Consider the following 15,740-nt stretch of genomic DNA (forward strand, 5'->3'; position numbering starts at 1 on the left):
GCCGGCGCCGCCGGTCGCCGCACCCCCTGTGGAAAGGTCCGGCCACGTCGTCATGACCACGATGCGAGACGTCGCCGCCCGAGCAGGTGTGAGCGCGAAGACGGTCTCGCGTGTCTTCAACGACGACGAGCACGTGCTGCCCGAGACCCGCACCCGCGTCGAGTCCGCACTGCGCGAGCTCAACTACGTGCCGAACTCGGTGGCCACCACGTTCCGGAAGGGCCGCGCGCCGGTGGTCGGCGTCGTCGTCCCGGACCTGCTCGACCCGTTCTTCGCCGCCGTCGCCGAGTCGGTGAACCGGCTCGCGCTCGACCGCGGCATGTCCACCGTGGTCACCAGCGTCGGGCACACCACGCGCACGGAGCACGAGACGATCGGGCGGTTGCTGAGCCAGTCGCTGAGCGGACTGGTCGTCGCTCCCGTCGAGGCCGACCACTCGTACCTGGCCCGGTGGCGGGAGCGGCTGCCGATCGTGTTCGTCGACCGCGCCCCGGTGGGCGTGGCGGCCGACTCCTTCATCGAGGACGACGCCGGTGGTGCCCGTGCGGCCACCGAGCACCTGATCGGGCACGGTCACGAGCGGATCGCGTTCGTCGGCGACCTGCCCGAGCTGCCGACCGCCCGCAACCGGCTGCTCGGCTACCGCGGCGCGCTCGCCGACGCCGGCCTGACCGTGCCGGAGGGCTACGAGGAGTTCGGGGCGATCGACCGGGCGAGCGCCGCGGCCGTCGTCGGGCGGCTGGACGCGCTGCCCGGCCCGCCGACGGCGATCCTGTCGTCCAACGCGCGCAGCAGCATGGCGCTCGTCCCGGTGCTGCGGCACCGGAGGCTCGCGGTCGTCGGGTTCGGCGACTTCCCGATGGCGGACATGCTCTCCCCGGCCCTCACCGTGGTCGACCAGGACCCGTTCGCGCTCGGCGAGCACGCCGCGCAGCGCGTGTTCGACCGGCTCGACCACCCACGCAGGCGGTTCCGCCGCCGCACGGTGCTGCCCGTCCGCCTGGTGGAGCGCGAGTCCTGCCGGTAGGTGCCGGTGCTAGGCCGGGGTGACCGACAGCCCGTCCGCGCCCGCGGACACCCGGAGCCGGTCCAGTCCGTCGACGACGAGATCGGCCTCCGCGAGCTCCCCGGCACCGACGGTGCCCAGCACGCCCACGACCGCGCAGCCCGCGGCACGGGCCGCCGCGACGCCGGCCGGGGCGTCCTCCAGCACCAGGCACCGGGCGGGGTCGACCCCGAGCCGGCGGGCGGCCAGCAGGTAGGGCTCCGGGTCCGGCTTGCCGTGCCGCACGTCGTCGGCGGTGACGAGCACGTCCGGCGGCGTGATCCCGGCCGCGTGCAGGCGGGCCCCGGCGATGGCGGGGGTGCCGGAGGTGGCGACCGCGACCCGGTCGCCGGGCAGTGACGCCATCAGCTCGCGTGCACCCGGGACCGGCTCGACGCCGGTCGCGTCGGCGACCTCGATCGCCTCGATCCGGCGCAGGCCCTCCTCCACGCCGTCCGGGCCGACGAGCGCCTCCACCAGCATCCGGGCCGGCCGCCCGTGGTTGCCGTGCACGGCGGCGGGCGGGGCGCCCAGCTCCCGGGCGAACCGGTCCCAGGAACGGACGACCGACGCCGTGGAGTCGGCCAGCACGCCGTCCAGGTCGGACAGGACGGCGTCGAACGTCCGGGCGAACACCGGTGCGTCCGGATCGACGGCGGTCCGCACCCCGAGCGCGCGCAGCACGCGCAGCTCCTGCTGGGCGGGGGACAGCTCGGCGTCGACGGCCAGATGTGGCGCGGCGGGCGGTGCCGGGCCGGTGCCGGTCGGCGCGGCATCGGCCGGTCGGTGCGCGTCGCGCGGCTCGGCCCGGGCGGACCGGCGCCGGGCGAACAGCTCCGCGTCCCCGCGCAGGTGGACCATCCGCAGCTCGGCGGGGGCGACGGCAGCGGCGAGCGCCTCCCACTCCGGCCCGCCGGTGAGCTCGGCCGTGAAGGGCGCGACCAGCACGACGGTCCCGGCCGTGCCCGCGACCTCGGCGGCCGTCGCGCGGAGGGCGGCGTAGCGCGCGTCGCGGATCGTGGACCGGTGCTCCCCGGTGAGCCAGTGCTCGGTCAGCACCGGGCCGTGCAGACCGTCGAGCAGCGGGTTCGTGAGCGTGTCGAGGTCGAGCAGCGGGGCCCGCAGGGTCGTGGCGAGGGTGCGGCCGAGGGTCGACTTGCCGCTCCCGGCGGCTCCCGAGACCGCGATCACCGTGGGCCGGCCGGGTTGACAACGCGACGTCATGCTGCCGACGATATCGATACAAGTCACCGGTGTCATGGCAAGACATGACACCGGAGTCATCGGCGAGGTGCGGGAGGGGGTCCGGTCCCATGGACGACCGGCTCGTGGCGGGGATCGACCTGGGGAGCACCGGGATCAAGCTGCTCGTTCTCGACGAGGACGGCACGGAGGTCCTGGTCGAGGAGATCCCGACGCCGTGGCGGCCCGGTCCGGGCGGGACCGCGGACCTCCCGGTTCCGACCCTCGTCTCCGCGGTGCACCGGCTGGTCGGCGCCGCGGCCGGGCGGCTCGCCACCGTCACCGACCGGACGGTCGGGGCGATCGCCGTCGCGGGGATGGGGGAGAGCGGTGTCCTGCTCGACGGGGACGGCGACGCCGTCGCCCCGGCCTTCGCCTGGTTCGACCCGCGCGGTGCGGAGCAGGTGGCGAACCTCCCGGAGCGGATCCGGTCCGAGTTCGCGGGCCGGACCGGGCTGCCGCTCGGCGCGCAGACCTCGGTGGCCAAGCTCGCGTACCTGCGCGACAGCGGGATCCGGCTCGACGGCCGGTGCTGGCTCAACCTCCCCGAGTTCGTCGCCACCGTGCTCGGCGGCCGCCCGACGGCGGAGTACTCGCTGGCCTCCCGCACCGGGCTGCTCGACCAGGACACCGGCCTGCCGTGGGACGCGATGCTCGACGAGCTCGGCGTGACGCCCGCGTTCCTACCGCCGCTCGAACCGGCCGGGACCGATCTCGGCGCGGTCTCCGAGCGGTTCCCGGCGCCCTTCGCCGGCGCCCGGATCGCCGTCGGCGGGCACGACCACCTGGTGGCGGCCGAGGCCGCGGGGACGATCGGCGACGGCCACTACCACGTGTCCATCGGCACCGCCGAGGTCCTGCTGCGGGTGGTGGACGCCCCGCTCGGCTACGCGGCACGGGCCCGGCTGGCCGAGTACCTGATCAACGAGGTCCGGCACGTCGTCCCCGGGAAGCACGTGCTCGTCGCCGGGGTGAAGACCGGCCTGCTGCTGCGCCGCGCGCTGCAGACCTTCGGCGTCGGCGACCGCGCCGGACGGGACCGGCTGGACGCCGCCGTGCTGGACCTGCCCTACGAGGGCGCCCTGCCCGACGGCGGCATCGAGGTGTCCGGGGCCCGCAACGACGACGGGGAGCTCGCGATCACGGTGCGCACCGACGGCGTGAGCCCCGCCGAGGTCGTCGCCGCCGTGCTGCGGCACAGCAACGACGAGATCGCCCGCCTTGTCACCGCGATCGACCGGGAGCTCCCGCCCGCGACGTCGGCCACGCTCACCGGCGGATGGGCCGGGATGGACAGCGTCCGGCGGGCCCGCGCGCAGGTGCTGCCCGGCGTGACCGTCTCCGGCCGGGCGCAGGAGACCGCGTACGGCGCGGCACTCGTCGCCGCCCGGCTGACGCCTGCCGGCGACTCCGCGCCGGCCCGCTGACCAGGCACCACACCAGGAGGAACCGATGAACGCACTCACCACCCCCGAGCGCCGCGGCCTGACCGCGATCTCCACCCCCGGCGGGCGGATGCTGATCGTCGCCGCCGACCAGCGCAACGGCATGCGCAAGGCCATGGCGGACGCGCCGGACGGCGCCGACGCGATCAGCGCCGAGGAGCTCGCCGAGGCGAAGTCCGACCTGGTCCGCCACCTGGCCAACTCCGCGCCGGCGATCCTGCTGGACCCGGAGGTGGCGCTGCCGGGCGTCGTCGACGACGGCACGCTGGCGCGCGACACCGCACTCGTCGTCGGGATGGACGCCTCCGGCTACGAGACCGTCGACGGCCTGCGCCACACCCGGTTCGTGCCGGGCGTGACCGCGCGCCGGGTCCGTGACCTGGGTGGCGACGTCGCCAAGATGCTCTTCTACACCCGCCCGGACCGCCAGGGCCCGGACTCGACGGTCGCCGCACAGATCCGCGACTGCGTGCGCGACTGCGCCGACGAGGGCGTACTCCTGATCGTCGAGCTGCTCACCTACCAGCTCGACGGCGAGTCCGACGCGGACTACGCCGCCGCGTTCCCGGCGCTGGTCGCCGACGGGGCGAAGCTGGCCGTCGACTGCGGGGCGAAGGTGCTGAAGCTGCAGTACCCGGGTTCGGCCGAGGCGGCCGCCGCGGTGACGGAGGCGGCCGCGGGCGTGCCGTGGGCGGTGCTGTCGGCCGGCGTCGACCACGAGACCTTCATCGGCCAGGTGAAGGTCGCCGTCGACAACGGCGCGGCCGGGGCGATGGCGGGCCGGTCGCTGTGGAAGGACAGCCTGTCGATCTCCGCGGAGGTGCGGGAGCAGCACCTGACCGGGCGCGCCCTGCCGCGGCTGCGGGAGCTGGAGTCGGTCGTCGACGCCTGACGGCCGCGGGTCAGCGCGGGTCCCGCCCGATGAAGGCGAGCAGCCGGGTCTGCACGTCGGCGTCGTCCGGGACCGCCACCCGCGGGCCGTACTGGCCGCTCGCGCGCAGCAGGTCGTCGAGCGGCAGCATCCCCTCCAGCATCGTCGCGCACCGTCCGGGATCGAGCGTCGCGTCCTGGCCGGTGGCGCGGGCGAGGTCCCAGGTGTGCAGGAAGACGTCGGCGGTGAAGAAGCGGGAGACGGCGGTGGGGACGTCGAGCTCGCCGATGTGCGGGTTGCTCAGCGTCCGGCCTGCCGACGCCGGGTCGTCGAGCAGGGCCTGGACGCCGTCGCTCAGGGTGCGCCAGGCGGCGACCGGGTCCTCGTCGACGCCGGGCCCCGCGGGCAGCGTCACGCCGGCTCCGCCCGCGAGGAACGCAGGGAACCACTCCACGAGGTGACCGACGACGTCGCGGGCGGTCCACTCGGGCACCGGCGAGCGCCGGTCCCAGGCGTCGTCGCCGGGCACGCCCTCGACGACCTCGGTGAACCGGCCCGCGATCTCGCGGTACTCGTCGGCGGGGGTCCGGTCGGCAGTCACGTCGCCCATGTTCGTCGCCCTCCCTGGTGCGGCCGCGCGGCGCGGCCGCCGCGCCGTCGTAGGTTCCGACCGTGGCGACGGGCCCGGCTCATCGGTCGACGACGATCCGCACGTGTCGGGACCGGCGTGCCGGGTACGCGACGGACATGCAGTACGACACGTTCATCAGCACCGTCCGCGACAGCGGCGAGCTGCCCGACCAGTCCGCCGCCGACCGCGCGGTCCGGTCGACCCTGCGGGTGCTCGGCAGCCGCCTCGCGGGCGGGATGCCCGGCAACCTCGCCTCCCAGCTCCCCGGTGACCTGGGGGAGGCCCTGCCCGCGACGGGCGGGGGCGAGCGGTTCGACGTCGACGGGTTCTACGACCGGGTGGCCGACGACGAGGGCGTCCCGCGAGCCGACGCCCGGCGCCACGCCCGCGCGACGCTGGCGACGATCGCCGTCGCGGTGACCGACGAGGAGTACGCCCACCTCGCCGCCCAGCTGCCCGGCGAGTACGCCGACCTGCTGCAGACCGACCTGGTGCGGCACCGCTGACGACCACTCGGCTGGTGTGCGGGCGGCTCCCGCCCGCGCACCAGCCGCGACTCAGCCCTGACGCCCGCCCTCCTGGCGCTCCTCCTCCCGGTCCAGCCGCGCCCGCCGCTCCTGCTCACGACGGCTGTACGCGGCCTGCCGGACCGCCGACTCGTCGGCGAAGCCGGATCCGAGCGCGCCGGCGACGGTGCCCATCGAGGTCGAGAGCAGGGCGATCATGAGGTAGTCGTCGAACCCGGACTCGCGCATGAGCGTCGAACCGAGGTAGTCGGGCGGGACGACCAGCGCCGCGGCCACCAGCGACATCGCGAACAGCAGCGCGAACATGATCAGGACCCCGACCCCGACGGTGATCACCGTCGAGGCATTGGACAGCAGCATCTCCTCGCGCAGCGACCGGCTGCGCCGCGACTCCCAGAGCCCGTTGTTCAGGATCAGCCAGGCGGTCATCCCGACGAGCGCGAGCAGCATGACGGTGATCTGCCGGGTCACGCCGAGCGCGGTCGCCAGCTGCCAGATGTTCGAATAGAAGATGCCGAATGCCGCCCCGCCCGCGGCCGCCGCGATCGCGGGGGACAGGCTCGGCACGAGCCGCCACGGGCGGTTCGCGCGGACCAGCCCGGCGAGCAGCCGGAGCCGGCCCCGCACACCGACCAGACCCAGGCGGACGTCGACGCCGTCCTCGACGCCCGCGCTGCCGGCGTCGTCCTCGTTCCCGTCACCGGGGTCGAGTCGGGTGAGCGAGCCCGCGCTCCCGGCCTGCGCGCTCTCGCCGACCGCGGCCCGGTCCTCGGCGGGGAACAGGTGCCGGGTCACGAGCCGGACGACCGTGTCCCGGCAGCGCCGGTACTGGTCGAGTGCCCCGAGCGCGGGCAGCGAGACCAGGCCCACCCGGTCGCCGGTGCCGGCGTCGGCGGCGACGGGGTCCTGCCCGGCCCGGCGCGGCAGGTCGGTGATCAGCACGACCGCGTCGGCCGCGTCGTTCTCGCGGGCGCGCCCCCCGATCTCCAGCATCGGCAGGGACCCCTGCGCATCGAGCGCGATCTGCTCGCCGGACAGCCGGACCTCCCACCGGCCGTCCCCGTGCCGGTCGAGCTCGGTGGGCAGCTCGCGGGCCAGCCGCTCGGCGAGCTCGGTGGGCAGCCCGGGATCGGCGACGAGTGTGAGGACGGTGGCACGGGACGTATCGGTCACGGCGGGGCACGGTAGATCGCGTACGCGCCGGACGCACGCGCAGGGAAGAGGTTTGGAATGAGGCAGACGGGGGAGGACGGTCGCGTGGGTGACGTACGACTCGATCCCTGCCCGAAGCGGATGGAGTTCGGGCCGTGCGGGGGCGTGCGCGCGGACCTGACCTGCGAGCTCGGGACGGTGCCGTGCCCGTTCGCCGACGGCGCCGCCGTCCCGTGGACGGGGCCGCCCGGCCGGTCGGCGGCACCGGCCGCGTTCGGGCACAAGGGGCCCGTCGTGCTCACCGATCTGACGTCGCCGCCGTACGATCCCGCCGCACTCGGCCGGATCGTGCGGACGATCGCCGGCTCGTGCGACGCGCTGCTGATCGGCCAGCACCACGACGAGCCGGACTTCCCGCCGACGATGCTGGCCGTGCTCGCCCGGGAGGCGGGCGGGCACCCGTGGGTGACGCTGACCTGCCGGGACCGCAACCGCGTCGTTCTCGAACAGGACGTCGCCGGGCTGGCCGCAGCCGGAGCGGAGGCCGTGTTCTGCGTGACCGGTGACGCCCGCGGCCCGAGTGTGCGGCCGGACGTCTCCCAGGTGTTCGACCTCGACGGCACCCGGCTGGCGTCGCTCGCCGCCGCGGCCGGGCTGCCCGCCGTCGTCCCCGAGGCGCCGGACGCCCCGCCGACCGGGCTGCGCCCGGCGCGGCTGGCCGAGAAGCAGCGGGCCGGCGCGGGCGCGGTCGTCCTGAACCACGCGGCGTCACCGGGGCGGGTCGCGGAGTTCGTCACCGCCGCCCGCGGCCACGGCGCGACGCTGCCGGTGGTCGCCGGGGTCGCGGTGTTCACCGACGAGCCGGGCGCCCGGCGGCTGGAGGCGTTCCCCGGTCTGGAGATCGACCCGGCCGCGGTCGAGCGGGTGCTGACCGCGTCCGACCCGGTCGAGGCGGGCATCGAGGCGGCCGTCGACGAGGCCGTGGCGCTGCTGGCCGTCGACGGCGTCGCCGGGGTCAACCTGTCCGGCCGCGGTTCCTCCGGCGACGACGACACCGCCGCCGCGATCAAGGCCGAGATCGGGCACCGGATCCGGAGTAGGGCCGGGACCCGCGGGTAGGCGGACGCCATGGCCGACCTCGTCCCCGAGCGGATGGAACTCGAGTTCGACACCGTCGCGGAGTGGACCCGCGTGGCGGTCGCCGAGCTCGGCGACGACCACGCGATCCCGGCGGCGTGCCGGGGCAGCGCCAGCCCCGACGGTCTGGACCGGCTGGTCGCGGCGTGCGGGGTCGGCCGCGGCACCCGGCTCGCCGACGTCGGCGGCGGCACCGGCGGGCCCGCCGCCTACGCCCGCGAGTACTTCGGTGCCGACCCGGTCGTCGTCGACCCGATGCCGGGGGCCTGCCGGGCCGCGGCGTCGATGTTCGGGCTGCCCGCCGTCGTCGGGGACGGGCACCGGATACCGCTGGCGACCGGATCGGTCCCGGCCTGCTGGTGCCTCGGGGTGCTGCGCACGGTGCGGGAGAAGGACGTCCTGCTCGGCGAGCTGCACCGGATCCTGCGCCCCGGCGGTGGGCTGGGCCTGCTGGTGTACACCGCCGACGAGCCGCGGCCCGCGGGGGCGCCGGAGGGCAACCTCTTCCCGACCGTCGCCGGGACCCGGGACCTGCTCGACCAGGCCGGGTTCACGGTCGTCGAGGAGGCCCCGCTCACCGGGTTCGCCGACGCCCCGAGGAGCTGGCACGACCGGATCGGCCGGGTCGACGAGGTGCTGACCCGCGACCACGGCGACGATCCGCGGTTCCGCGCGGCGGAGGAGCAGGCGGACCGGATCGGCCGGTTGATCTCCGAGGGCACCGTGACCGGGGTGCTGCTGCATGCCACCGCTCGCTGAGAACCTCGGTCAGCGATGCGTGGCCAGTCTCCGGTACTCCGCTACCGCAGCGTCGTCGGTCCCCGATGCCATCGTGGCGGCATTCCGTCTGCCGGTCACCGAACCGGGGTCGTACTCACCGGATTCGATCCCGATCTCGGCGAGATCCGTGACTCGCGTGAAGGCCAACTGGACTCCGTGCTGCGGTCGTCCGACCAACAGGACGGAGAACCTGGCCGGGCCGGCGGGGAGGAGCGTCACCGCCCCGGCGAACCGCCAGGATGTGCAGTCGATGACGTCTCCGTCCAGGACGACCGAGCAGTCCGTGCCACTCGGACTCCCGATCTCGTCGTTCGCCAGGGACAGTGCGGCCGGTACCGCCCCCGGGTACTCGTCGGCCGGCCCGGGGAGGGTCGCTCCCACGTGAAGAGCGGCTGCGGCCCCGATCAGGTCCGGCCGTCCCTGGTCGGGTAGCGGGGTGTGGACGCAGACCAGCCGTACGCCGCTGAAGGCACCGGACGGCGAACCGGTGGGGACCGCGGTACAGGTCGTCATCGCTGTCACAGCATCCGGAGCACCGGTCACGGATTCGACAAAGGTCTCGCGCGGGCTGTGTGGGAAGTCCGGAACGACTGCCGTCAGTCCCTGCGTCCTGAATCTGAGAACCACGTGAACTTCTTTCTCGTGCACCGTCCGACAGGAGGTGGCCGGGAATCGTATCTGATTTCGATCCATGAGCTTCACCGACTCACCTGCGGGCGACCAGGCCAGGATTGCGGAGTGTCAACGTCGCGTAGCAGGCCAAGCTACCACTGGCGCGGAAGACATCGACGCGCACATCGATCGAGGGCCGCAACGTCGTCGTGTAGCTGACCGGAACGCAGCCCCGCGGGGCGACGCCACGAAAGGTCCACGGACGGACCGCTCGAAGGTCGCCGTAAAACTGCCTGCCGGAGCCTGCGGGCCTCCAAGGTGGTTCTCGATCCCCGCGAGATTGATGCGGAAGGACCATGTCTCGGTTCCAGAAACGGGTCCGTCTGAGGGGCGGACATCAAGTTGACTGGCGCTGACCGAGTCGCTGCATAGAGGTGCGGATTGGCCGGAGATCGAAGATCTCGCTCCCTTGGCGTGAGCCACACTCGAGCAGCACAGAGTGATTACGAGAAGTAATCCAAGAGCGATCAACAGTCGCTCATGAAGCGATGGTTTTCTGATCGCGTGAGTCATGTATCGACGATAGACCGATCGACCTCCGGTCTACGAGAACCTGTACAGGTCGAGCCTGTGTCGCCCAGTCGAGTTGAGGAGACGCGGAAAGTTTCCTCGGCTAGGCGAGAAGAAGTATAAGAGGCGTCTGTGTGTGGGAAAGGGAGCGAATATGGCTGGCTCTGTTGTGCAGTCGAAGATCATTTCGTTCACGCCACCGGTCGCCCCGCCCCCGGGCTCTCCGAGCCCGTGTCCCGCAGCAGGTCGGCGAGCCCGCCGCGGGCCCGGCCCCGCTCGCGGGCGCTGGTGCGGACCGTCCCCGGGGCACCGGGGACGACCCGGAACCCGTGTGCCCGCAGCCGGGCGACGATCCCGTGGTCCTCCCCGCTGCCCACCGCCGGGAAACCGGCGACCGCGAGGAAGGCGTCCGCGCGCAGACCGAGGTTCGCCGCGTAGACGGGATGGTCCGGGGCCGGCGGCTCCCCGGGCGGCCGCGGGGAACCGGGCAGGTCGAGGACGACGCCGCCCGCCACGGCGCCGGCCCCCGTGTCGGCGATCGCGAGGTGCTCGCGCACCCACCCGGGTGCGACGGTGCCGTCGGCGTCGATGCTGAGCAGCCAGGTCGTCGCCGGATCGGTGCCCAGCGAGCGCAGCACCGTCCGCCCGGCCAGGGTGCGCGCCGCCCCGACGACCGGGGGCAGCCCGTCGCGGACCGCCTGCGGGTCCCGTTCGAGCACGGTGACCCGGACCCGCCGGGCGGCCGGGTGTCCGGCGGCCGCCGCCCGGGCGTGCGCGGCGGTGGCGTCGGAGCAGCGGTCCGCCACCACGCACAGCGCCCGGGCCCGCAGCCCCGGTGTCCTGTCGAGCGCCGTCAGGACGGATCCCACGCAGGCACCGATCGAACCGGCCTCGTCGTGCGCCGGGATCAGCACTCCTGCCGCGGTGATCGGCCCCGGGGTCACCGCCGCCGCACCACGAGCAGCAGGAACTCCTCGTCGGTGTGGTCGACGACGGTGCGGAACCGGTCGTCGTCCCGTACCCGGCCGTGCACGGTGGCGGCGTCCGCGGGAGCCTCGGCCGGCCAGCGCCGCCAGTGCACGAGGGCGAGGTCGCCACCGGGCTCCAGCGCCGTCGCGACCCGGTCCAGCACGGCCGTCACCCGCTGCGCGGGCAGGTAGTACAGGAACTCCGACAGCACGACGAGATCGGCGCCGTCGGGCACGGCGCGCGCGTCGTCGACGTCGGCCCGCGCGACCTCGACGCCGGGTGCGTCCGCGACGGCCGCCGTCGTGGCGGACACGGCCTCGTCGACCGCGTCGGTGGCGACGAGCCGCCGGCACCGGCTCGCCAGCGCACGGGTGAGCTCACCGATCCCGCACCCCGGCTCGGCGACCAGCCCGTAGTGCTCGCGGGGCAGCGAGGCGAGCAGGACCGCCTGCTTGCGCCGCTCGTACCAGGAGCTCCGTACCCGCCACGGGTCCGGGTCGTCGCGGTAGCGGGCGGCGAACAGCTCCGGCGGTGCCCCGGTGGCGGGCGGCTCCCGGAAGTAGACCTCCTCGGTGCCGTGGAAGTGTTCGAGCGTGGCGGCGGACAGCACGGCCCGGCTGCCGCCGGCCGGGACCGCGGTCTGCGACGCGTGCGCGGCGATCGCCCGTCGCTTGGCGGCACGGTCGCCGGGGGACAGCCGCAGCCGGTGGCCGCGCTCCCACGGGACGTCCGGGCCGTGCGGGTCGCACCGCGTCCGCGCCCAGACCGGGAAGCCGAAGCCGTGCACGGTCACCGGTGCGGCCGCCCGGCACGCCTCCGCGACGGCCGCGTGGTCGGGGTGCGGGTCCGCCCGCCACGGGCTCGCCCACGCGTCGGCACCTCCCAGGTACGGCATCAGCGCCGGGACGAGGTCCTCCGTCCGGAGCGCGGAGTCGGGCATCCCGAGCCGGTGCACCGTCGCGGAGACGCCCAGCTCGGCCAGTGCCGCGTCGAGTTCGGCCCGGCGGGTGCGGGCCAGCGCGGCGCGGTCGAGCCCGCCGATCTCGGGCAGCGCCGCCTCGCCGTCGCTCGCCAGGACGAGCTCGACGGTGCCACCCGCCGCGGCGACGCCGCGGAGCAGCCCGGCCGCACCGAGTGTCTCGTCGTCGGGATGGGCGCAGACCACGACGAGACGGCGGAACCCCGACGGTTCCAGCTCGTGGACGGCGCGCGTCGCGACGGCGTCCTCCCACACGTCGGCGGGCTGGATCGGCTCCATCAGTCCTCCTCGCCGAGCACGGCCCGGCCCAGGTCGGCCAGGTCCCGCGCACCGTGGTGCTGACGCAGGTAGACCTGGAGGTCGGCGAGCCGCGCCGCGAGCCGGTCGGAGCCGGCCAGCACGGTGACCCCGGCGGTCTCGGGCCCGGCGTCGAGCTCCGTGCGGCAGGCCCGTTCCACGGCGGCCCGGGCGGCCGCCACCGCGATGCGGTGCGGGTCGGCCGGGTCGGCGTCGATCGCGGCGGCCGTGGCACCGAGCAGCGCGTCCGCCGCGGCGACCGCGGCGTGCAGCGTGCCGAGACCGGCGAGCCGGTGCGGGTCCCCGCCGGTGCCGCGCAGGCCGGCGGCGATCTCGTCGACGATCCCGGCGGCGCCGCCGAGCCAGACGGCGGCGACCCCGGCGCCCCCGTGCCGGAACCCGGGCCGTCCGGTGTAGGCGTCGGGTCCGCCGACGAAGGCCTCGGGCGGGACCGGTACGTCGTGCAGGACGACGTCGTCGGTGTCGGCGGCAGCCATCCCGGCTGCCCGCCACGCCCCGGTCCGGCGTTCGACCCGCGGATCGCGGAGATCGACATCGACGATCCGGGTGGCGTCGTCGCCGGCACCCGCGACGACGAGCGCCCGGTCCAGCAGGTGCGTGCCGGAACAGAACCGGACCGTCCCGCCGAGCCGTGGCCCGCCCGGGCCGGACCCCAGACGTGCCCCACCGCCGGCCCGCGACGCCCACACCCCGTAGGTGACGCCGGGGGCGGCACCCCGGCCGTGCTCGGCCAGGATCGCGACCGCGTCGGTGTGCCCCTCGGCCAGTCGCGCGACCGGCAGGTCACGGCGGCCGACGGCGGCCAGGCGTGCCCAGCGCTCCGCGGTCGCCCCGGAGCCGGGCAGCGGGAGGTCGAGGTCGCCCGCGGCGACGGCGCCGGCCAGGGCCGCGGCGGCGGGGAAGGGAGTGGGTGCCCCGGCGGGGTCGGGGACCCGGCCGAGGATCCCGGAGGGCCCCGGGACGGTCCCGGTTCCGGCACCCGTCCGGGAGTGGAGGTGTTCGGGATCGGTCACCGGCGACGTATCACCGTTGCCGAGCGGTCCAAACCCGACACGGCGCCGGACGCCGGATCAGCCGTCGAGGTCGTGCCGCAGGGTGGCCACGGTGCGGGTCAGCAACCGCGAGACGTGCATCTGCGACACACCGATGTCCTCGGCGATCTCGGACTGGGTGCGGTTGCCGTAGAACCGCAGCAGCAGGATCCGGCGCTCCCGTTCCGGGAGCTCGCCGATCCGTTCCCGGAGCTCGGTCCGGACCGGTGCGCCCTCCAGGGCGCCGTCGTCCTCGCCGAGGCGTTCCCCGAGCGTCGTCTCGCCGTCGGGTCCCGGCTCGTCGAGCGAGACCGCGTTGTAGGACTCCATCGCGCCGAGCGCCTCGACGACCTCGGAGGTGTCGACGTCCAGTTCGGACGCGAGCTCGCTGGGGCGCGGGGCACGGCCCAGCCTCTGGGTCAGTGTCACGGCGGCCCGGTTGAGGCCGACGCTGCGCTCCTTGAGGTCGCGGGGGACGCGCAGGGCCCAGCTGTGGTCGCGGAGGTAGCGCATGAGCTCGCCGCGGACGCAGGGCACCAGGTACCCGAGCGGGCCGCCGGTGGCGACGTCCGGGTCGTAGCGGTCGACCGCCTTGATCAGGCCGAGCGTCGCGGCCTGCTCGACGTCGTCGGCCGAGTGCACGCCGGTGACGTAGCGACGCGACAGGTTGCGTGCCAGCGGGAGGAAGGCGCAGATGACCCGGTCCCGCAGCGGGCCGCGGGCGGGATCGGCGGGATCCATGCCGGCGAGGCGCCGTAGGTCGGGCTCGACGTCGTCGTAGGCGTTCGGGCCGTCGCGGCGGGCACCGGTGGTGCCGGGGCGCGACTCGGACGAGTGGGATGCGGTGGTACGCACGGGGACTCCCGGTTCTTCGGGGCGTCGACTCCGCTGCGTGATTGAACGGCTGTCGTCTCGACATCGGACGTGCCGACGGTACGAACATCACCTGGTCCCCACAAGACCACCCGCCGCACTGCTCTGTTCGCGCCCGCCCGGATCGGGCCCGCACCGCGTCCGGTGCCGGGTGTGTGGCTCCCCGCCATGGTGGGTACCGTCCCGGCGGCTGCTGCGCACCGGGTCCGGTGCGCCGGCCGGTCCGCCTTCCCGCGACTGGCTCCGGTGGCCCCCTCTGCGGTCGAGACCACGGCCCGTCCCCGAGACACGCACGACCGCGACGGAGCCTTGTTGAGATCGCGTCTCCCCCTGTCCACGGCCGGGTCGTTCCCCGACGACCTGCGCCACCGCATGCGCCTGGCCTGGCGCGCCGGCGCCGCGACCGCCGCCGCCTGGTACCTCGCGACGCTGGTCCCCGGCGTCGTCGGCGACTACCCCTACTACGCCCCGATGGGTGCCCTGCTCGTCTGCTACCCGACCGTCGTCGACTCGCTGCGGCAGAGCCTGCGCGCGCTCACCGCCACCGCCGTCGGGGTCGGCCTCGGCGCGGCGGCGGTGCACGCCGCCGGTGCCACGTGGTGGGGTGTCGCGCTCGCCGTCGTCCTCGGCATGGCGCTCGGCGCGCTGCCGTACCTCGCACCGCAGCGCGACACCGTCCCGCTCGCCGCCCTGTTCACGATCCTCGTCGGGGCCGTGGACCCCACCGGCTTCATGGCCGGCTACCTCGGGCAGACGCTGCTCGGCGTCGCCGTCGGGATCCTGGTCACCGTGGTGCTGCCGCCGCCCCCGCAGAACGGGCGCGCCTCCCGCCGGGTGACCCGGCTCCGCGACGGGATCGCCGACCACCTGCACGAGATGGCGGCCGTGCTGGCCGAACAGTGGCCGCCCGAGCGGGAGGAGTGGATCCGGCACCGGCACGACTTCGAGCCGCTGATCGACGCGACCCGGGAGGCCGTCGTGGCCGCCGACTCCGGGCGGCGCGCGAACCTGCGTGCACGCTCGTACCGGATCCGCGGCCAGCAGCTCTACGAGGCCGCGCAGACCCTGGAGCAGCTCGCCGTCCTGGTACGGGACATCAGCACCGTCCTCGCCCAGACGGCGTGGGCCGAACGCACCGTCCTGGTACTGGACCCGGACCTGCGCCGCCCGGTCGCCGACGCCATGTCCGGTCTCGCGACGGCGGTCGGGTCGGCCGACCTCCTCCACCTCGCCCGCGGCCCGGAGTCGCCGGACGGCGACACCCACACCAGGAACCTGGCCGCCGCGCGCGACTCGCTGGACCGGGTGACGGAGCGGCTCGACGGGGCGGCGGCCGGCTGGGAGGACAGCCTCGCCGCGTCCGGGATCGTGCTGCACCTGCGCCGCTGCCTGGACCACGTGCAGGCCGGACCGTCCGACCGGTCCCCGGATCTGCACCCGGCGGCGGGCTGATCCCCGGACGATCGCGCCGGATGCGTGTGGGACCCGCGTGTGCGGGTACCTCCCTCTCATGCCGCCGTCGGGCCCGGGCGCGTCGCCGGCTCAGGTCCTGTCGGTT

The 15,740-nt window shown here is 75.1% G+C and carries 15 protein-coding genes; 7 read left to right on the forward strand and 8 right to left on the reverse strand.

All coding sequences use genetic code 11. The annotated features are described in order from the left end of the window. Positions 1-52: 52 nt before the first annotated feature. Positions 53-1,027, forward strand: a complete 975-nt coding sequence (locus AD017_RS20485; protein ID WP_060575166.1) for a LacI family DNA-binding transcriptional regulator — start codon at positions 53-55, stop codon at positions 1,025-1,027. 9 nt (positions 1,028-1,036) lie between these two features. On the opposite strand, the gene AD017_RS20490 is transcribed toward AD017_RS20485, so the two are convergent. Then, complete coding sequence (locus tag AD017_RS20490) at positions 1,037-2,269, reverse strand: HAD-IA family hydrolase (protein WP_227013343.1); 1,233 nt, start codon at positions 2,267-2,269, stop codon at positions 1,037-1,039. An 89-nt stretch (positions 2,270-2,358) separates the two neighbouring features. On the opposite strand from AD017_RS20490, the gene AD017_RS20495 reads away from it, so the two are divergent. Further along, positions 2,359-3,714, forward strand: a complete 1,356-nt coding sequence (locus tag AD017_RS20495; RefSeq protein ID WP_060575167.1) for an L-fuculokinase — start codon at positions 2,359-2,361, stop codon at positions 3,712-3,714. A 25-nt stretch (positions 3,715-3,739) separates the two neighbouring features. Further along, entirely contained in the window at positions 3,740-4,624 is an 885-nt protein-coding gene (locus AD017_RS20500) for a tagatose-bisphosphate aldolase (protein ID WP_060575168.1), read from the forward strand. A gap of 10 nt (positions 4,625-4,634) precedes the next feature. Here the strand turns inward: AD017_RS20500 and AD017_RS20505 are convergent, their stop codons facing one another. Beyond that, on the reverse strand, positions 4,635-5,213 hold the full coding sequence (locus tag AD017_RS20505) for a TIGR03086 family metal-binding protein (protein WP_010224974.1): 579 nt from the start codon (positions 5,211-5,213) through the stop codon (positions 4,635-4,637). Positions 5,214-5,350: 137 nt separating this feature from the next. Here AD017_RS20505 and AD017_RS20510 point away from each other — a divergent pair, with 137 nt between their 5' ends. Continuing rightward, a complete protein-coding gene (locus AD017_RS20510) occupies positions 5,351-5,740 on the forward strand; it encodes a DUF2267 domain-containing protein (RefSeq protein ID WP_010224975.1) in 390 nt (129 codons plus the stop codon). A 51-nt stretch (positions 5,741-5,791) separates the two neighbouring features. Here the strand turns inward: AD017_RS20510 and AD017_RS20515 are convergent, their stop codons facing one another. Further along, positions 5,792-6,934: a hypothetical protein gene (locus AD017_RS20515; protein ID WP_060575169.1), complete on the reverse strand. Its 1,143-nt coding sequence runs from the start codon at positions 6,932-6,934 to the stop codon at positions 5,792-5,794. Positions 6,935-7,018: 84 nt separating this feature from the next. Here AD017_RS20515 and AD017_RS20520 point away from each other — a divergent pair, with 84 nt between their 5' ends. After that, positions 7,019-8,032: a methylenetetrahydrofolate reductase gene (locus AD017_RS20520; protein ID WP_227012798.1), complete on the forward strand. Its 1,014-nt coding sequence runs from the start codon at positions 7,019-7,021 to the stop codon at positions 8,030-8,032. Between the two features lie 9 nt (positions 8,033-8,041). Beyond that, positions 8,042-8,809 carry a class I SAM-dependent methyltransferase gene (locus AD017_RS20525; protein ID WP_060575171.1) on the forward strand — a complete coding sequence of 256 codons (768 nt, stop codon included), beginning with the start codon at positions 8,042-8,044 and terminating at the stop codon, positions 8,807-8,809. A gap of 9 nt (positions 8,810-8,818) precedes the next feature. Here AD017_RS20525 and AD017_RS20530 read toward each other — a convergent pair whose 3' ends face one another. The 5 genes from AD017_RS20530 to AD017_RS20550 form a co-directional block, all read right to left on the reverse strand. Next, positions 8,819-9,532 (reverse strand): hypothetical protein, encoded by a 714-nt coding sequence (locus tag AD017_RS20530; protein WP_145982556.1) that lies wholly within the window; start codon positions 9,530-9,532, stop codon positions 8,819-8,821. Positions 9,533-10,203: 671 nt separating this feature from the next. Next, positions 10,204-10,956 (reverse strand): glycosyltransferase family 2 protein, encoded by a 753-nt coding sequence (locus tag AD017_RS20535; RefSeq protein WP_060575173.1) that lies wholly within the window; start codon positions 10,954-10,956, stop codon positions 10,204-10,206. After that, the gene (locus AD017_RS20540; RefSeq protein WP_060575174.1) at positions 10,953-12,239 is read right to left on the reverse strand and encodes a bifunctional PIG-L family deacetylase/class I SAM-dependent methyltransferase; all 1,287 of its coding nucleotides are present in this window, start codon (positions 12,237-12,239) and stop codon (positions 10,953-10,955) included. Before AD017_RS20540 ends, AD017_RS20535 begins: the two co-directional genes overlap by 4 nt. Then, entirely contained in the window at positions 12,239-13,291 is a 1,053-nt protein-coding gene (locus tag AD017_RS20545) for an acyl-CoA dehydrogenase (RefSeq protein WP_227013344.1), read from the reverse strand. The genes AD017_RS20540 and AD017_RS20545 overlap by 1 nt, the downstream gene beginning before the upstream one ends. Positions 13,292-13,348: 57 nt before the next feature. Continuing rightward, the gene (locus AD017_RS20550; RefSeq protein WP_010230482.1) at positions 13,349-14,164 is read right to left on the reverse strand and encodes a sigma-70 family RNA polymerase sigma factor; all 816 of its coding nucleotides are present in this window, start codon (positions 14,162-14,164) and stop codon (positions 13,349-13,351) included. Between the two features lie 330 nt (positions 14,165-14,494). Between AD017_RS20550 and AD017_RS20555 the strand changes: the two genes are divergently transcribed. Next, on the forward strand, positions 14,495-15,634 hold the full coding sequence (locus AD017_RS20555) for an aromatic acid exporter family protein (RefSeq protein WP_139323920.1): 1,140 nt from the start codon (positions 14,495-14,497) through the stop codon (positions 15,632-15,634). The last annotated feature ends 106 nt before the right edge of the window (positions 15,635-15,740 follow it).

Origin of the sequence: Pseudonocardia sp. EC080619-01 (assembly GCF_001420995.1) — a bacterium.
In the GTDB taxonomy this organism is placed as follows: domain Bacteria; phylum Actinomycetota; class Actinomycetes; order Mycobacteriales; family Pseudonocardiaceae; genus Pseudonocardia.